Annotated in this window: 12 protein-coding genes and 1 other RNA gene; 2 read left to right on the top strand and 11 right to left on the bottom strand. The window is 53.2% G+C overall.

From position 1 onward, the window contains the following. Positions 1 to 6: 6 nt before the first annotated feature. The 4 genes from MUB23_RS10505 to MUB23_RS10490 all read right to left on the bottom strand — a co-directional run bounded on the left by MUB23_RS10505 (position 7) and on the right by MUB23_RS10490 (position 4,802). The gene (locus MUB23_RS10505) at positions 7 to 1,413 is read right to left on the bottom strand and encodes an amidophosphoribosyltransferase (protein ID WP_244800437.1); all 1,407 of its coding nucleotides are present in this window, start codon (positions 1,411 to 1,413) and stop codon (positions 7 to 9) included. Between the two features lie 170 nt (positions 1,414 to 1,583). Continuing rightward, a complete protein-coding gene (locus MUB23_RS10500; protein ID WP_244800436.1) occupies positions 1,584 to 2,438 on the bottom strand; it encodes an NYN domain-containing protein in 855 nt (284 codons plus the stop codon). A 178-nt stretch (positions 2,439 to 2,616) separates the two neighbouring features. After that, on the bottom strand, positions 2,617 to 3,912 hold the full coding sequence (locus tag MUB23_RS10495) for an SLC13 family permease (RefSeq protein ID WP_244800435.1): 1,296 nt from the start codon (positions 3,910 to 3,912) through the stop codon (positions 2,617 to 2,619). A gap of 26 nt (positions 3,913 to 3,938) precedes the next feature. Continuing rightward, on the bottom strand, positions 3,939 to 4,802 hold the full coding sequence (locus tag MUB23_RS10490; protein WP_244800434.1) for a DUF6282 family protein: 864 nt from the start codon (positions 4,800 to 4,802) through the stop codon (positions 3,939 to 3,941). 215 nt (positions 4,803 to 5,017) lie between these two features. On the opposite strand from MUB23_RS10490, the gene MUB23_RS10485 reads away from it, so the two are divergent. Beyond that, positions 5,018 to 5,923, top strand: a complete 906-nt coding sequence (locus MUB23_RS10485; RefSeq protein WP_244800433.1) for a LysR family transcriptional regulator — start codon at positions 5,018 to 5,020, stop codon at positions 5,921 to 5,923. Between the two features lie 161 nt (positions 5,924 to 6,084). Next, positions 6,085 to 9,660 (top strand): leucine-rich repeat protein, encoded by a 3,576-nt coding sequence (locus tag MUB23_RS10480; RefSeq protein WP_244800432.1) that lies wholly within the window; start codon positions 6,085 to 6,087, stop codon positions 9,658 to 9,660. Positions 9,661 to 9,793: 133 nt separating this feature from the next. Here the strand turns inward: MUB23_RS10480 and citG are convergent, their stop codons facing one another. The 7 genes from citG to deoC all read right to left on the bottom strand — a co-directional run bounded on the left by citG (position 9,794) and on the right by deoC (position 17,173). Then, positions 9,794 to 11,179 carry a triphosphoribosyl-dephospho-CoA synthase CitG gene (gene citG, locus MUB23_RS10475; protein ID WP_244800431.1) on the bottom strand — a complete coding sequence of 462 codons (1,386 nt, stop codon included), beginning with the start codon at positions 11,177 to 11,179 and terminating at the stop codon, positions 9,794 to 9,796. A 190-nt stretch (positions 11,180 to 11,369) separates the two neighbouring features. After that, entirely contained in the window at positions 11,370 to 12,584 is a 1,215-nt protein-coding gene (locus MUB23_RS10470; RefSeq protein ID WP_244800430.1) for an NADP-dependent isocitrate dehydrogenase, read from the bottom strand. A 162-nt stretch (positions 12,585 to 12,746) separates the two neighbouring features. Continuing rightward, positions 12,747 to 14,201 carry a SpoIID/LytB domain-containing protein gene (locus tag MUB23_RS10465; RefSeq protein WP_244800429.1) on the bottom strand — a complete coding sequence of 485 codons (1,455 nt, stop codon included), beginning with the start codon at positions 14,199 to 14,201 and terminating at the stop codon, positions 12,747 to 12,749. A 192-nt stretch (positions 14,202 to 14,393) separates the two neighbouring features. Beyond that, positions 14,394 to 14,573, bottom strand: a non-coding RNA gene (gene ssrS / locus MUB23_RS10460) — 6S RNA. Positions 14,574 to 14,776: 203 nt separating this feature from the next. Then, on the bottom strand, positions 14,777 to 16,099 hold the full coding sequence (locus MUB23_RS10455; RefSeq protein ID WP_244800428.1) for a pyrimidine-nucleoside phosphorylase: 1,323 nt from the start codon (positions 16,097 to 16,099) through the stop codon (positions 14,777 to 14,779). Further along, positions 16,086 to 16,520 (bottom strand): cytidine deaminase, encoded by a 435-nt coding sequence (locus tag MUB23_RS10450; protein WP_244800427.1) that lies wholly within the window; start codon positions 16,518 to 16,520, stop codon positions 16,086 to 16,088. The genes MUB23_RS10455 and MUB23_RS10450 overlap by 14 nt, the downstream gene beginning before the upstream one ends. Next, positions 16,517 to 17,173 carry a deoxyribose-phosphate aldolase gene (gene deoC / locus MUB23_RS10445; protein WP_244800426.1) on the bottom strand — a complete coding sequence of 219 codons (657 nt, stop codon included), beginning with the start codon at positions 17,171 to 17,173 and terminating at the stop codon, positions 16,517 to 16,519. The genes MUB23_RS10450 and deoC overlap by 4 nt, the downstream gene beginning before the upstream one ends. Positions 17,174 to 17,175 lie beyond the last annotated feature (2 nt).

The raw sequence follows: 17,175 nt of genomic DNA, 5'->3' as shown, positions 1-17,175 counted from the left end.
TCGATTTTACTCTTTTCCGTTCCAGCAATAGGTGCAGAGTTTGCAGGGATCCAGCCCCACAGACTCAATCATATCGTCCAGACGGTGATAGCGCAGGGAGGTGAAATTCAGCTCCTTGCGGATTTCCTCCAGCATCGCCGCATACTCTTCCGAATCCGGATCCGTGTACTTTTCCAGAACTTCGTCCGTCACGTCCCCGCCTTCCAGCTTCTCGATGACCCGTCTCGTGATCAGATCCATCTCCGAGGTAGAACGGGAAAAATTTAAATATTTGCAGCCGTACAGCAACGGCGGACAAGCCGGACGGATATGGACCTCTTTGGCCCCGCTTTGATATAAAAATTCCGTGGTCTCCCGCAGCTGCGTGCCGCGGACGATGGAATCGTCGATCAAAAGCAGGCTCTTTCCCTGGATCAGATCGTGTACTGGGATCAGTTTCATCTTGGCGATCAAGTTCCGCTTGCTCTGAATCGACGGCATAAAGGAACGGGGCCAGGTAGGCGTATATTTGATAAAGGGCCGGGAAAATGGAATCCCGGATTCATTCGCGTAGCCGATCGCGTGAGGCGTGCCGGAATCCGGAACCCCTGCCACAATATCCGGCCCGGCGTCATCGCGGGCCGCCAACTTGGCGCCGCAGCGGTACCGCATCTCCTCCACGCTGATTCCCTCATAGGAAGAGGATGGATACCCGTAATAGATCCAAAGGAACGTGCAGATCTTCATATCCTTTCCCGGCTCCGCCAGCGTCTGCACGTGATCCGGGGTAATCACCACAATCTCCCCCGGACCCAGCTCCCGCTCCACGGTGTAGCCGAGATTCAGATAGGCAAAGCTTTCAAAACAGACGCAGTGGGCTCCCTCTTTCTTACCGATCGCCACCGGAGTGCGCCCCAGCCGGTCGCGGGCCGCATAGATTCCCTTCGGCGTCATCAGCAGGATGGTCATAGAGCCTTCAATCAACTCCTGCGCATAACGGATTCCATCCACCAGGTGCTCTTTCTGGTTGATGATCGAAGCCACCAGCTCCGTCGGATTGATATCCCCTCCGCTCATTTCCAGGAAATGGGAAAATCCGTTTTGGAACAAGGTATCGACGATGGTCTGGCTGTTGTTGATCTTGCCGACCGTCGTGATCGCGTAAGTGCCATGGTGAGACCGGACGATCAAGGGCTGCGGCTCATAGTCGGAGATACAGCCGATCCCCATGGTTCCGGTCATTTTATTGATATCCTTTTCAAACTTGGTGCGGAAAGGAGAATTTTCTATATTATGAATTGCACGGTCAAAACCGTTTTCCCCGTAGACGGCAAGGCCGCCGCGGCGTGTTCCCAAATGCGAATGATAATCGGTGCCGAAAAAGAGGTCAAAGACGCAGTCCTCTTTCGAGGCAACTCCAAAAAAGCCACCCATTTTCTTTCCTCCTAAATGCGAGCCATATTTGTTTTCTACGACTCCTTATCTTAGCATTTCCTGGCGAAGCATGTCAACCATCCGATTGCCGGTCTCGCCAAATTTTCACAAGAAACAGCAAAAGCCAACAAAAATGCCGGGGAAGAAAGCCTTCTCCGGCGAGATTCGTTTTATTCTACCGGCCGGTTCCGCACGTAAACCAGCTGTACGTTCCGGTTGCCGCTGGAACGGGTCCGCTTGACTTCAAATATTTTCAGGGACTCGATAAACGGCGTCAGCTTTGTAAAGCCAAAATTCCGGACGTCAAAATCAGGAAACCGTTTTGCCAGCTGATTTCCCAGATCCGCGGAAAACATCCAGCCATCCTCATCCGACCCTTCTTCCACCAGGGAACGGATCGCCTGTTTGATCATCTCCAGATTTGTCTTTGGTTCCGCGGGCTTTTCCTCTTCCGGGATTTCCGCCATCTTTAGCTCCTGCTTGGCAGGTGTCCGAAAGCGCTCCTTTTCCTTCTCCCGCTCTTTCTCCTTTTCCTTCGCCGGAGCCGCCGGAGACGGTGCCTGGGCCTTTTTCTCGGCTTTATTGGCGTTGGCCAGCAGGATATCCAGATACTTGAACTGGTTGCAGGCGGCGATAAAGGGCTTGGGCGTCTTGCTCTCCCCCATCCCGATCACATTCATGCCGGACTCCCGCAGCCTTGCCACAAGGCGGGTGAAATCGCTGTCCGATGAGACGATGCAAAATCCCTGTACGCTTTTGGAGTACAGAATATCCATCGCGTCAATGATCATCGCAGAATCCGTCGAGTTTTTCCCGGTGGTGTAACTGTACTGCTGAATCGGCACAATGGAATTGTCGAGAAGCACCGGCTTCCACGAGCCCAGACGGGTATCCGTCCAGTCTCCGTAAATTCTTTTATAAGTGGCAATCCCGTAATTTGCGATCTCATCCAAAATTATTTTAATGTATTTATTGGAAATATTGTCCGCATCAATCAGGACTGCAAATTTTAATTCTTCCTGCATGAAATCTCCCTTCCTACCTTCTTTGCCTTCCCAGACAAAGCAACACAGAACTATTATAACAAAGCCCGTCCCATGACACAAGGCAAAATCTGGATCCTTTTTGAAAAAGAAACGCAGAAGACGTCCTTTTTCCACAGGACATCCTCTGCGTTTCTCAAAAATACCGAAGCGAGCGCTGTTACAGGACAAACGACATCACAGTATTAAATACCGTAGCCGATAACACGCTGACGGGAACCGCCAAAAACAGCAGGCGCGGGAACATGACATTTCGCTCTTCTTCCGTGGCGCAGGAGCCGAGCACCAGACTGCCGCCGGAAGAAAAAGGGGAAATAGCCGAGCTCTGCGCTCCAATTACAATGCAGGCAAAGAGGATCAGCGGGTTGATCCCAGTGGCGGACGCCAGGGCAGGCACCAGCGGGAACAAAGCCGGACATACCACGCCCAGGGTGCTGGAGAAAAAGCTCATGATTGCGCCCACAATGCTGAAGGCAACCGGCACCAGCCATACCGGCAGACTGGAACCAGCCCAGGCGGCCAAAAGGTCAATGGTGCCGGCTTCAATGGCCACGCCGATCAGCATGCCGACCCCGCAGATCATAATGATCGTATTCCACGGAACCTTTGCGATTACATCCTTTTGAGGCGCCAGTTTCAGGAACAGAGCCAGCACGGAAAACAAAACCGCAACCAGTCCTACATCCATTTTACTGTTGATAAAGGTAATCACTTCCACATCCGGCAGAATAATATGCAGCACCGGGAAGATCAACACGATCACGATCATTGCGATGATCAGATACAGATTGGTTTTCTGCTGGGGAGTAAAAGGCTCCGGCTTCTCGAAGAACACGCCTTTTCCAATATTCCGGTTTTTCTTTGGAATATAGCGGAAGGCAGCGATCAGCAGCAGAGAAAAAATCACGCTTGCGGCAAAGATGACCGCAGAGTAGTGGAAAGACATCTCATTCATACCTGCCTCATCCATCAGGCCGCGGAAAATAATGCCGCTGCCGCTGGTCATGAAATTCGCGCCGGACAGTGCGCCACAGTTCACGGCCACAGCGCCGACCAGCTTGTCCATCTTGGCTTCCTCACAGATCAGCAGCGTGATCGGAGCCATAAACGCCATGACGGTAAAGAAACCTGCGCCGAGAGCTGCGATCCCGGCGCTGGCCAGGTAAAGGGCGAACGGCAGCAGTCCGGGAAATCTCCGGCACGCATAAAGCAGGTAACGCGCTGTCTTTTCCAGCGTTCCGTTGACCAGGGCAAAATTATAGAACAGCGACACGCTGAAAATCACGAACATGGTGCTGACCGGCCATTCGGCAATGACGGCCTTCGGCTTCATCCCCAGGGCAAAGCAGCCGATCAGATAGGCAAACACGATGGCGAACAATCCCGTATTATACTTCGTCTTATACCCAATCGCAACCGATACCGCGATGGCTCCCACAATCACAACACTCAACATTGTTTTTCCCTCCTATTGATCCAATCTCATTGATCCAAACCCAAAAGACGGGCCGGAAGCTCGCGCGTCATATAGGAAATCTCCTCTTCCGGAATCCCCGCATCCGCCAGATACTGAATATACTCTTCCAGCGCCAATTCCCAGCGAGGGTTTTCCACTTGTCCGCCGTCGGTGCTGACCAAAATATTCCGATATCCGCAGGCCCGAATCGCTTCCAGGTTGTCCGGCAGATTGCTCTTATACTTTCCGCCCCCCAAGGGCTGCGCATAGCAGTGCTCCAAAATCACATCATAATCTTTCACAATCCGAATCTGATCCTCCAGGCTCATCCCGACCAGAGACCATTCCGGGTGTGTGACCACGATTTTGGAGAGACCGGCATCCTTTGCTGCTTCCACCACGGTAAAGCATTCCGCCGGCGAAACATGTCCGGTCCCCAGCACCGCATCATATTCGCGGATCAATCGAAAGACCTCTTTCAGTTCCGGCACGATCTTTCCGTCCCGCACAACTTCCACACAGCCGTCCGGACTGATCCCCATCTTGATCCGATGATTGCCCGCCCACTGGGTCGGCAGCCAAACCACCTTTGCCCCAAGCTTTAAGGCGACTTCCACCGCGACAGGATTGATCCCTCCCACCTGGCGGTTCATCGTAATACTGCCGAACATGGTGAAATCATTGTCCCCGCCGTGCACTCGCTCGTTATAACGGTTGCACAGATAAGCCCGGTCCATGGTGGCGCCCTGGTGGGTTTTAATGACGATGGCGCGGGCTCCGGCGCGGACTCCGGCTTCCAGCAGTTCCAGGTCGTCGTAGGCTCGTTTCCGGATATCCGGGTTGGAATGGACGTGCATGTCAATGACACCTTTTAATGTAATTTTGCCCATTGGTTCCTCCTTTTTCATGGAACATTTCCTTAAACTTATGGAAAAGCTTTCCGCCCGCGGAACGAAAAACTTTCAACTACTGCTTCCATACATTCCTAAATAATATATTTAAATACGTATTTACTTTTACTTGTCCCCATTTTATACTAGAAACCAGTCTCTCTGAAAGAGAAAAAAATGAATAGGAGGTATCGGAAAAACCGATAGCCGTGCCCATGGATTTAAGAGAATTAACCTATATCATCACCATCGCCGAGGAGCGGAGCATCTCCAGAGCCGCAGACAAATTGTACATGGCTCAGTCCAGTCTCAGCCAATTTTTGCAGCAATATGAATCGGAACTTGGCATCACCTTATTTGTGCGCACTTCCCAAGGCGTGCGCCCCACCGCATCCGGCGCCTTTTTTATCGAACATGCCCGGCAGATACTTCAGCATTACCGCCAGGTACAGCGGGAACTTTGGGACCGGGAAGAGCTCCAAGGAGGCAGCTTGACCCTTGGCATCAGTTCCTTTCGGGGAAGTTATCTGCTGCCTCCTGCGCTGAAACTGTTTTATCAAAAATATCCCAACGTCCATGTGGAGATCGTGGAAAAAAACAGTATGGCGCTGGAAGAAGATCTCTTGAACGGAACCTTGGATCTTGCCTTAACCGCACTGCCTTTAAGCAGGCTGAAATGCGAGAGCAAATTTCTAAAGCGGGATGAAATCCTGATCGTCGCCAATCAACAACATCCCGTGATGGAATTTGCCCGCCCCAAGGAAAACGGCCCCGGTTATTGGGTTAAGCTGGAAGACGCCGCCCGTTTTGAATTTATTTTAAGCGATTTTGATACGATTCTCGGCAGTGTCAGTCGGAAACAGTTTAAAAATGCAAAGCTGGAACCATTGGTGAAGAACACCAACATTACCGCGGCCTTTGCCGCCGCTATGGCGAGGGAAGGCCTGGGACTCGCATTCACCTACCACTCTTGTGCGGAGGCTTACCCAAACGTGGCCTATCTCTCCCTGGATCCGGAGGGGATTTTCCTGGAGTTGGGCTTAATCTATCCGCCGGCTGCTTACCGGTCCAAGGCTGCTCTCGCCCTTGGGAACCTACTGCTTCAGTGCCTGGGGGATTGACCAAGAATTGTTTAGACAAAATACATTTCGGTAAATTTTTGTCACCATAACAAAACTTCGGTCATTGTATAAAAATTGAAAACGAGGTATGATGGAATAAAGATGTTCCGCTTATCAGACATGGGCGAATGATTGTCTGGCGGAAGAATAGGAGGGGAACTATGAAACACAAATTTGCGGCAGGACTTGCCGTACTTTTGAGCTTTTCTCTTTTTTTGTCCGTAGCTGCCGGGCTCAGTCCGGTCCGGGCAGAGGAAGACAAACCTGCGGCTCAAGCGCCGACCAGCGAAGCGGACGGCGTGCCCCCTGACCCGGCTGGGGAAGGAACCAGCCAGGCCCCTGCTGAGGTTCCTTCGGATGACGCCAAGGAAAAACCTACGGCCGGGGAGCTTTCGGAAAGTTCCGGGGAAGAAAATTCTTCTAAAAATCCGGATACCGGAATCACCGGAGAACCCGCGGTAAGCTCTGGGGAAGAAAACACATTAGAAAATCCGGATACCGGAAAGGGCGAAACCCCATCGAAAAGCACCGGCCCAGAGGACACCTTAGAATACCAGGACAACGAAGCCGGCGGGAATCCTGCGAAAAATTCCGGCGTGGAAAACACGGACGGCTCTGCCGCCCCGAATGTTACGCTTTCCTCCTCCGCAGGGAGCGCAGAAACCGAAGCTTCCCTGGAAGATACTCTAAAATCCTTGGAGTTTGCCCAGAAACCAGCGGATACCGCCACCCAGTTTACAGTTTCCGGCGGAACGATCACCGGATTCCAGCAGTCCTATCTGGACAGTTTGCCGGAAGAGAATGGGCTGAAATATACCGACCTTGTTATCCCGGATGAAATTAACGGCACTTTTGTGACGGAGATCGGCTATCAAGCTTTTTTAGGGAACAAGTACGAGAAGGTGCGGGTACGCCGCCTGGATCTCTCCCAGGCCAAACATTTGAAGTCAATCGGGGCCCAGGCATTTTACGCCTACGGTTCTCTGTACAGTGAAATGGAGGCATGTACGCTGACCTTTCCGGACGGCCTGGAATCCGTCGGCGAGACTGCCTTTACCTTCCAAAGCGCGCTGACCGGAAGCCTCACGTTTCCCGACAGTGTCGGAACCATTGGAAACAACTCCTTCCGGGGCTGCGGCTTTAACGGCGCGTTAAAGCTTCCGGAGAATTCATCCTTCCAGAAGCTCGGCAGCCAGGTCTTTATGGAATGTCATTTCACCGGAACGCTGCGCATCCCGGAATCCGTAACGGAAATCGCAGATTTTCACGCTTTTGAGGGAAATCAGTTCAGTGAGGTGATCCTTTCCAGCCGGATTACCGGCATTGGCGGCTCTGCCTTTCAGGACTGCGGCCAGCTGCAAAAAGTAAAAGTGGCCGGCAAAGAAGAGACGTCCGCAGCGATTCAGCTTCCGGATGCCCTGACCTCCCTGGGCGGTTTCGTATTTCAAAACTGTACCCAGTTATCCGGGTGGGTAAAAATTCCCGATCTCACGGCGAATCTGGGCGCCCAAATTTTCCAGGGCTCCGGGATTCACACCATCTACCTGCCGGACAACGGAAATGTGACTTATTCCGATAATTTCCTTCTGGGAGCCAAGTTAAACGCCGCTGTATTTCCATCCAAAGAGCGTTATGACGCGGATCTCACGAAGCTGGTCAAAAGCACCCGGACTTATTGCGGCTACCCGGTCACAGTCGCCTTTCTGGATGCAGAAGAACAGACTCTGACCACCCGCGACGTTCTGTTTAACCGTCCGGTCCATTATGATCAGACGGAAAACGGATGGGAACCGGATCCGAGTTTTTCTTTTCCCGCTTACGGAGAGGAAAAGACCGGATATGATACCGGCTGGAGTTTTAGCAAGGGAGGAAAAGTCATCACCCCGGCCAGCGTGGTAACGGGAAATGCCCTTTATTATTCCTGCTCCCTCTCCGCTCCTACCATTACATTCGAGGAAGCGCCCACAAAGGACTATGATGGAAAGACCGAATATATCCGCTGCACGGCCAGCCATCCTCTCGCCGGAGACGACGGTCCCTACACCTTCCTCTACTGTACGCTAAAGGACAACGGCGGATTCTTCTATGTCAGCGACGATCCTTTCGTTTATCCGGTAAAAAATGTCAGTGACTCCGGAATGTATGTCTGTTATGTACAAATGTATGATAAGGCGCATCCCGAATACCGCGGGAAGTGGTCTATGAGCGCATGGTACGACTATTTTGCCACCTATTTGACCATCCGAAAGGCGAATCCCGTCTGTACTCCGTTTTTCCAGGAAAAAGCATTGATCGGAACGCCTTTGTCCGAACTGAATCTGATGTTAAGCCCCGGCAGCACGCCGGGAACGCTGATCTGGGATACCCCGGACGCTGTGCTGGCAGACGGAGAACAGACCGCGGCTTATACCTATACGCCTGCTGACACCGAGAACTATAAGGCAGATCCGATCACCGGAACCGCCGTGGTTACCGGAGTCGCCGGTTATCGTCTGCGGACAGAGACCGAAGGCCCAGGAGCCATTACACCCGACCAGAACTATCTTCCGGCGGATGGCCAGACCCTGACCTTTACCCCCGCCTATGGCTATCAACTAAAATCCGTGTCTCTAAACGGGGTGGACGTCACCTCCAAACTGAGGCCGGCCGAAGAGATTATCTGCTCGTACCTGGATCTTAAGGCTTCCGAGGATGTAACGGTTCACGCCGTATTCGAGCCGATTTCAGCCAGCGACGTGACCGATCTGGCCGGTACGCTGCCGGATTCGGTCCAGACCAGTCAGGACGCCAGAAATATCCTGCATACGAAGCTGCAATACGAAGCTTTAAATGAGGAGGAACAAAAAACAATTTCCGAGGAAACCAAAAAGACTCTAGCCAATGCACTCCTTCAGCTTCCTGCAGTGGAAGTGCGCACGGAAGTCACTGAGGGCGTGTCTGCACCGCTTTCCGCCGGCCAGGAAGCGTATCTTCTTACCGGCATGACCGCAGCGGAGGCGCAGGACTTAATGGATGGTTCGTCGGAGCGCTATGTGGTAAAGCTGATTGCCTCAGCCAAGGAACAGGTCGGTGATGATGAGCTGGCCGCTCTGACTCCGGCCCTGAATCAGTATCAGATAGGAAGCCACTTTGATGTTTCCATCCAGAAAGAAATCTATTTTCGGGCCGATGACACCGAACCGGCAGTGAAAAAGACGGTTAATGAACTGGAGATTCCTCTGGAACTCGTCTTCACCATCCCGGAAAGCCTGATGCCGCCGGAAACGATCCAACGCTCTTTTGCGGTTCTCCGCACCCATTTGTCCGAAGGTGCGCTGACCACCACGTTTCTGGAAGATTTAGATCATTCCGAAACCTCCGTCACTATCCGGTCCGGCCGTTTTTCCACCTACACCCTGATCTATCTGGATTCCGAAAAAGAATCGGAACCCACCTCCGCGGCAGGGACGGAACCGACGTCCCAGACAGAAGAATCCACTGCCAATCCGGATGAGATCGCGCCGACGCTGCCTCCGGAAACCAAGGAATCATCCGATCCGGCCTCCTCCACGGGAGAAAAAGAGAGAACGCCTACCACCTCCGAGACCGAACGGAAGGGAGCTAAAACCGGGGACACGGCGCTGTCTCTGCCGGTCTTCAGCGCCGTCTTTGCCGTTTCCCTGGGCATTGTCCTGGTTCTGGTTTTCCTTCGCAGAAAGCATGGAAATCCGTCCGGGAATAACGAATCGAAGAAATAAGCGAAAGGATTGGAATTAAAAAGCTGCTTTCCTCAAAACGCATCGAGGAAAGCAGCTTTTTGTTTACCGATCTATCGTTCTTCCAATTTGGATCTGCGGATCACCTGGCACCGAATAATTTCCCCGCCTCTGTTTAAAGGATTTCTTCCAAAAACAGCAGGAAATAGGAAATGGCAAGCAGGTCCGCACAGCCCCCAGGGCTGACATTCTTTTCAATAAATAGGCCGTCCAGCGCAAGGATTTCTTCGTCTGTTGGAGAGGAGTCCTTCTCCAACAGCTCCGCCACCTGGTCTTGAAGCTCCTGCTGAACCTGATAGCTGGAACGTGAAATCATATTGGTATCCACCACATTGGCAATCAGATACAGCAATGTTACTGCGCCCGCCCGGTATAGACCGGCTCCAGCCGCCATCTCTCTTTGTAAAACCGGAAGGCCGTACTCCTGCACCGAAGGAAATCCTCCCGCCGCTTCTCCCCGGATCCCGGCAATGCCGTGAGCCGCAAACTGCCGTTCCCCGGCCGTCTGAGCCGGTCTCATCTTCAGCTCGGCAAGGTCCTTTTCCAAGGCCGGATACGCCACTTCACCGGCTCTTTTGCAGAGAGATGCCGTGTCTGGTTTCTCGCCTCTCCCCAGGAACTGGCCTAACGCGCCGCAAAGAATCCCCAGAGAAAAAATCATCCCTTTATGGGTATTAATTCCGCCGGTCGCCTGAAACATATCCCGCTCCGCCTGAATCCCCAAAGGCCGCAGCTCCTTCAGCAGACAATGGGGCGGCAAACTGGCGTTTTCCTCCCCCACCTCAACGCAGCGCACAAAATAGGATTCCAGGACGCGGGCGCTCTTTTCAAATAATTCCACATCCATATCCCGGTGGGAACCCGTGTTATTTTGATCCACCAGGCCCGGCTTCGGCGTCGTATACACCTCGTGAAGCATGGCCATCCGGCAAACCCGGCCGGCCATCTGAGGAGACACTCCAATCCGGCGGATCTCATCCGCAATGATCTCCGTGGTCTTTTTTTGCAGTTCATCCACCGAGTGCACACGCCCGCCGGCGCAGTCCGATGCCGGTTCGCCGCAGATTATACACGTGCGGGGGGAATATCCGATGTCCTGACGGGACACTTTACTCCCATCGGGCCAAAGTACATCGATATCAAACAGGCGGCCCAGCGGTGTTTTCTCTTCGATCTCCGTCAGAACCCGCTTTACCTCCAAAGCGTTCTCCTGCACCACCCAATAGGATTCCGTTCCATACGCGCAGGACAGCACTTCCTCTTCCACCACACGCATACCGGCCCGCTCCAGCGCGTCCCCGATCCTCTGCCGCCCGATCGAAAAGGCTTCCTCGGACAAGGGAAATACCTTGACCGGCCCCGCAATGTTTAGAGTAAAGCAAACCAGAGTTTTCTGGTAGTTTTCCAGAAGACGCCTCTGTACCAGAGCTCGCCGCTCCCGGCCGTCCAGCATTTCCGGAAGCTCCACCCGGTGTCCCAGCATCCAATTTTGATACAGCAATCCGGTTTCCTCCTTTGACTCCGATTGGTTGATTCTTTTATCCTACACTATTTTCGGTCAAGTTGCAACCCGGCATTCCGACGGATTCCGCTATCTTCCGGCCTGAAATCACCTTCCCACTGAAAAAAGCGTGAAAATTGAATAAAAAGCGCAGGATGCGTTCCCGCATCCTGCGCTTCAATCCTAATTCTTACAGAGCAGCTTCCAGATTCTTTCTGATCGCTTTGATAAACTCTTCGCTGTTAACCTGAGTTACGCTCTCCTTCGGCATCGTGGTGATGGAAGCAAGATCCTTGGTCATGATACCCTCTTCGATGGTCTTGATCGTAGCAGCTTCCAGCTTGTCGCCGAACTCCTGCAGCTCTTTGATGCCATCCAGCTCGCCGCGCTTTCTCAGAGCACCGGACCAAGCAAAGATCGTAGCAACAGAGTTCGTGGAGGTCTTCTTGCCTTCCAGATGAGCATAGTAATGTCTCTGAACCGTGCCATGAGCAGCTTCATATTCATAGTTGCCGTCCGGGGAAACCAGAACGGAGGTCATCATAGCCAGGGAACCGAAAGCGGTAGCCAGCATATCGGACATAACGTCGCCGTCGTAGTTCTTGCAAGCCCAGATGTAACCACCCTCGGAACGGATAACACGAGCTACAATGTCATCGATCAGAGTGTAGAAATATGTAAGGCCAGCAGCTTCGAATTTCTCCTTGTACTCAGCCTCAAATACTTCCTGGAAGATATCCTTGAAAGTATGATCGTACTTTTTGGAGATGGTGTCCTTCGTGGCAAACCAAACATCCTGCTTGGTGTCCAGAGCATAGTTGAAGCAGCTTCTAGCAAAGCTACGGATGGACTTGCTCATGTTGTGCATACCCTGGATCACACCAGGAGTCTCGAACTTCTGGATGGTCTCCTTGGTAACAGTGCCATCGGCAGCGGTGAATACCAGCTCAGCAACGCCGGGCTGATCGATCTTCATCTCAACGCCCTTGTAAACATCGCCGTAAGCGTGACGGGCAATCGTGATAGGCTTCTTCCAAGTCTTTACGTAAGGCTCGATTCCCTTAACAAAGATCGGAGCGCGGAATACGGTACCGTCCAGGATCGCACGGATCGTTCCGTTCGGGCTTCTCCACATCTGCTTCAGGTCATACTCTTTTACACGAGCCGCATTCGGAGTGATCGTAGCGCATTTAACAGCAACACCGTATTTCTTGTTCGCGTTGGCAGCGTCTACGGTAATCTGATCATTCGTCTCGTCTCTCTTCTTCAGCCCAAGATCGTAGTACTCGGTCTTCAGGTCGATGAAGGGCAGCAGCAGCTCATCTTTAATCCACTGCCACAGAACTCTGGTCATCTCGTCGCCGTCCATCTCGACTAACGGCGTCTTCATCTGAATCTTAGCCATTGGAATCATCCTCCTTATTTTACAGGCCGATTGGTTTTTTGTATTTTTTGGCCGGCCTATAGTACGTCTTGATTATATGCCAAATAGGGAATCATGTCAATAATACAAATAAAATTCGACGATCTGTCTGCCTTCTTTTTTTAAATGAAATGATATAAAAATTCAATAAATATGGAATAGCTCCGTTCCCGGATAAAAATAGGATAATATCCCATCGTAGGTGTATCCGGCTTCCGCCATCCCGCCCGCTCCGCTTTGACTCATGCCGACGCCGTGTCCGTAGCCTCCTCCGTGGAGCCGGTAGCCGCTGAGAGATCCGTTTTCCTCCAGCCGTTCCAGGTAGAAAAATGCGCTGGGAAGCATGGACCACCCCTTCACGACATAGCCGGTGTGCTGGGTAATTTCCATCGAAGAATTCCCCAGCGCCTTGCGGACCGCTTCCTGCCGGCTCAAAACCGCCTTTCCCTCACTCCCGGTCACGGTCAGTTCCCGAATGATACCGCCTGCCCCTCTCTCCGTCACCTCCAGCGCCGCGATCTCACCCACCGACGACATTTTGTGTCCCGTCAAATATTTGTTGACGGAGCTCTCCAGCGCGTCTTTCGGAAGATCCACCTGCCACCGGTAAAAGCCGTCTTCCTGGTCAAAGCTGTCCGTATGATCGTCAATGAATTGGCGGAATGCCGCTTCGTCGGTCAGATCCGGTGTATCCCGCGAAGCGTTGAGGCAGGCCGCCGGGAAATAAGGGTATTCCGCCGGGTCCGATTTCCAGACATCCATATCCGTAGAAGAGCCGCAGGAAGAAGAATAATAATACGTGTTGACCGTCTCCCCCTGATAGTTCAGCACCTGTCCTGCCGTGGCCCTCACCGCCTCGTCGGCCTTCTCACTGGAATCCTGGTTGTTGTAAACCTGAAAATTGGTGCTGTCATCGACATGAGCGTTCAGCGCCGGAACGCCGTACCCCTGCATCTGGCACCAGGCATAGCTTCTGGCGCAGACCGCCTGGACCTTCAAAGCTTCCAGCCCGTAGGAAACCGGCATCTCTCCCGGCACGACCAGACAGAGATAATCTTCCAGGGATACCTCATTGACGACCGCTAATTTCCCCTCTGCGGGAATCACTTCCATCTCCCCTGGATAAAGAGGATAGCCGCATTCCCGATGGGAACTCAAAAGCTGCAGTCCGGCGGTTCCCCGGATGCGGGCCGATCCGCCCGCAAAACACTCGTCGGACGGCGCCAGAGTCAAAATAGAGTCTCCAGGCATCTGCCGCTCCCCGCCGTTCCAGCTCAGCGTGTAGGCTTCCGATGAACTGATCCGGATTTCTTCCTGATACAGGGAACCGTAGTCATCACCAAACAAGGCGACACGGATCACCGCCGCCTGCGGCTCGTCCTGCGGCTGCTGGTCCTGTCCATCTTCCTGGGAAGTCTGTGTCTCTTCCCCGTTCCCGGAGGGATTCGTGTTTTCCGTGACCGCCTCGCTGCTCTCCTCTCCGGCGCCGGCCGTCTCTGAGCCAAACCAGAAATTAATGGCAGCCGTAACAATAAGCAAGGCGGCAACCGCCGGAAAAACCATTCCTCCGCTCTTCTTTCTTCTTCCGGGATAACGCATAAAAAAGCCTCCATATCCTGTCTTAAAGACAAGGTATGAAGGCTTGACCGATCCTAGAAGTCAGGATCGCAAATATTTTTCCGTTCGCGGCGGACGCCGTTGCCGCTAGGCATACCACCGGAATAGAAAACAGCGGAAGCTGCTGCATCCGCTGTTTTCTATTCTTCGTGCAGCTTGTTTCGCCGCTTGTTTTCAATTCCCAGAATGCCGTTTTCCTGTTTTTTGACTCCTAGCAAAGCTAGGTGGGTAACCGCAGCACGCATTCCTGCCTTCCACTCAAAGGAGGCCTGACATCGATGCGGCAATATAGGAATCCCGAAGGTCAACATGTAGGTTCAAAAATACAGGAATGTGCGAACACCCCAGGAAAAATTTATTTCTGTTTCCTTGAGTGAAAACAAAGCGTACTCTGTTTCCAGTAGATAGTATATCACAAAAAATCTGTTTCTACAACTGATTTTCCTTCCTGATTTTGGGTTTGCAGCTACAATTCAAGTTAACGATAACCGGCAGGAATCATCCTAGGAACAAAAATTTTTGCGGATGGCCTGCTGAATTTTCATAACATTTACAGCTCAAAAGAACCGGGTGCCATTGACATCGGTTTTCGCTAAAATCCGTTTACGAAGCGCCGGACGGCATCCGCTGATTTCATAGGAAGAAAGGAGACGAGCCTCCGCCTCCGCAAAAAGCCCTTCGTTTCCCGCCCAGAGCACCGCCAAGATTTCCCCCGCTTTTACGGCATCCCCGGTCTTTTTTACAAGCTCCACACCAGCCCCGTAATCGAGGACGTCCTCCTTCCGGCTTCTCCCGGCTCCCAGCATCATGGAGGCCAGGCCGATCCCTTCTGCGTCCATATGATTTACATAGCCGCCTGCAGGCGCCTTTACCTCATGGTGAAAAAGAGCTTTGGGCAGACGCTCCGGATGATCTGCCACGGAGGAGTCTCCGCCCTGGGCCTTGATCATCGCCTTCAACCGGTCCAGCGCCCTGCCGCTCGAAATGGTCTCTTCCACCTTGCGGGCGGCCGTCCCCGGCTCCGCTTTTCCGGCCAAAATCAGCATCTCCGCCGCAAGGGTCCGGCAGACTTCCGCCAAATCCTCCGGCCCGCCGCCTTTTAAGACTGCGATGGCCTCCGACACTTCCAGCGCATTGCCGACCATGCGGCCCAGGGGAATATCCATCTCCGTGATCATGGCCACCACCCGGCGGCCGGCCGCGGTTCCAATGGAAACCATGGCTTCCGCCAGCTTCGCCGCTTCCTCCGGTGTCTTCATAAAGGCCCCGCTTCCGGTTTTTACATCCAGCAAAATCGCATCGCTCCCGGCCGCCAATTTCTTGCTCATGATGGAGGACGCGATCAGAGGGATGCAGTCCACCGTTGCCGTCACATCCCGCAGGGCATAGAGCTTCTTATCCGCCGGAACCAGATTTCCGGTCTGGCCGATGACACAGAGCCCGGTCTCGTTCACGATTCGGAAAAATTCCTCCCGGTCTAAAGAGGTACAAAATCCAGGAATCGACTCTAATTTATCAATGGTGCCGCCGGTATGGCCCAGTCCCCGGCCCGACATTTTTGCGACGCGGCCGCCGCAGGCGGCTACGATGGGGGCCAAAATCAAGGTCGTCTTGTCTCCGACGCCGCCGGTGCTGTGTTTATCCACTTTGCATCCCTGAATCGGGGAGAGATCCATCACATCCCCGGAATGCTCCATCGAAAGGGTCAGCGCCGAGGTTTCGTCCGGGGTCATCCCCTGAAAGCAGATCGCCATCAGCATGGCGGACATCTGATAATCCGGGATCTCTCCCTCCACGAACCCCTGGACCATGTACGAAATCTCCGCTTCGGTCAGAGCCTCTCCTCGTTTCTTCTTTTCAATCAGATCATACATCCGCATCGGAACCATCCTCCTTTTCCAGCTGCGCTCCGCCAAAAGCCTCCGGAAGCAGTTCCGCCAAAGTCAGGCAGCGGATTTCCTCCGGGGATTTCGCCAGCAAAATCTGAAAATCCGGCCCGCCAAACTCCGCCATTACCTGGCGGCAGATCCCGCAGGGAGGCGTGAAATCCGCCACGGCTCCCTCTCTCCCGCCGACCACTGCGATCGCCTGAAACTCCCTTTTTCCCTCACTGACCGCTTTGACAAAAGCCGTCCGTTCGGCACAGATCGCCGCCCCATAGCTGGCGTTCTCCACGTTGCAGCCGGTGAATACTTCCCCGTCTTTGGTCAGGAGAGCCGCGCCGACGTGAAAATGGGAATAAGGAGCGTACGCTTTCGGGAGCATGGCAAAGGCGGCCTCAACCAATGCCTTTTGGTTCATCCCTTTTTCTCCTTCATCAGCTTCACCAGGCGACTGGTGCCAAGGCGAGATGCGCCAAGGCGGATCAATTCCTCCGCGTCCTCAAAGGAACGAATTCCTCCGGCTGCCTTAATCCGGACTCCCGGTCCCACGTGTTCGGCAAACAGCGCCACATCTTCAAAGGTGGCTCCGCCGGGGCCAAAACCGGTGGAGGTTTTGATAAAATCGGCGCCTGCCTCGGTGACCACACGGCAGAGCCGGATTTTTTCTTCCTGAGTCAAGAAACAGGTCTCGACGATTACCTTAAGCACTCTCTGCCCGCAAAGCATCTTCAGCGTCCGGATCTCATTATAAATGCTGGTGTCGTCCCCGTTTTTCACGTTTCCCAGATTGATGACCATATCCAGTTCATCCGCGCCCTTTTTCAGCGCGTCATCCGCCTCAAAGGCCTTAACCGACGTGGTGCTGTAACCGTTGGGAAAACCAACCACGGTTCCGATCCGCAGACGGTTTCCCACATAATCTTTCACCCGCTTCACATAAGAGGGCGGGATACAGACGGAGGCTGTTTCATAGGTGATCGCATCATCACAAAGCTGCTGGATTTCCTGCCAGGTCGCTGTGGAGCTTAGCAAGGTGTGATCTACCTTCCGCAAAACTTCTTTCTTATCCATAC

Source organism: Cuneatibacter sp. NSJ-177, from assembly GCF_022867805.1.
Lineage (GTDB): Bacteria > Bacillota > Clostridia > Lachnospirales > Lachnospiraceae > Pseudolachnospira.
Note: the sequence above shows the minus strand (reverse complement) of the source record. Positions and strands in the feature narration are given on the sequence as shown.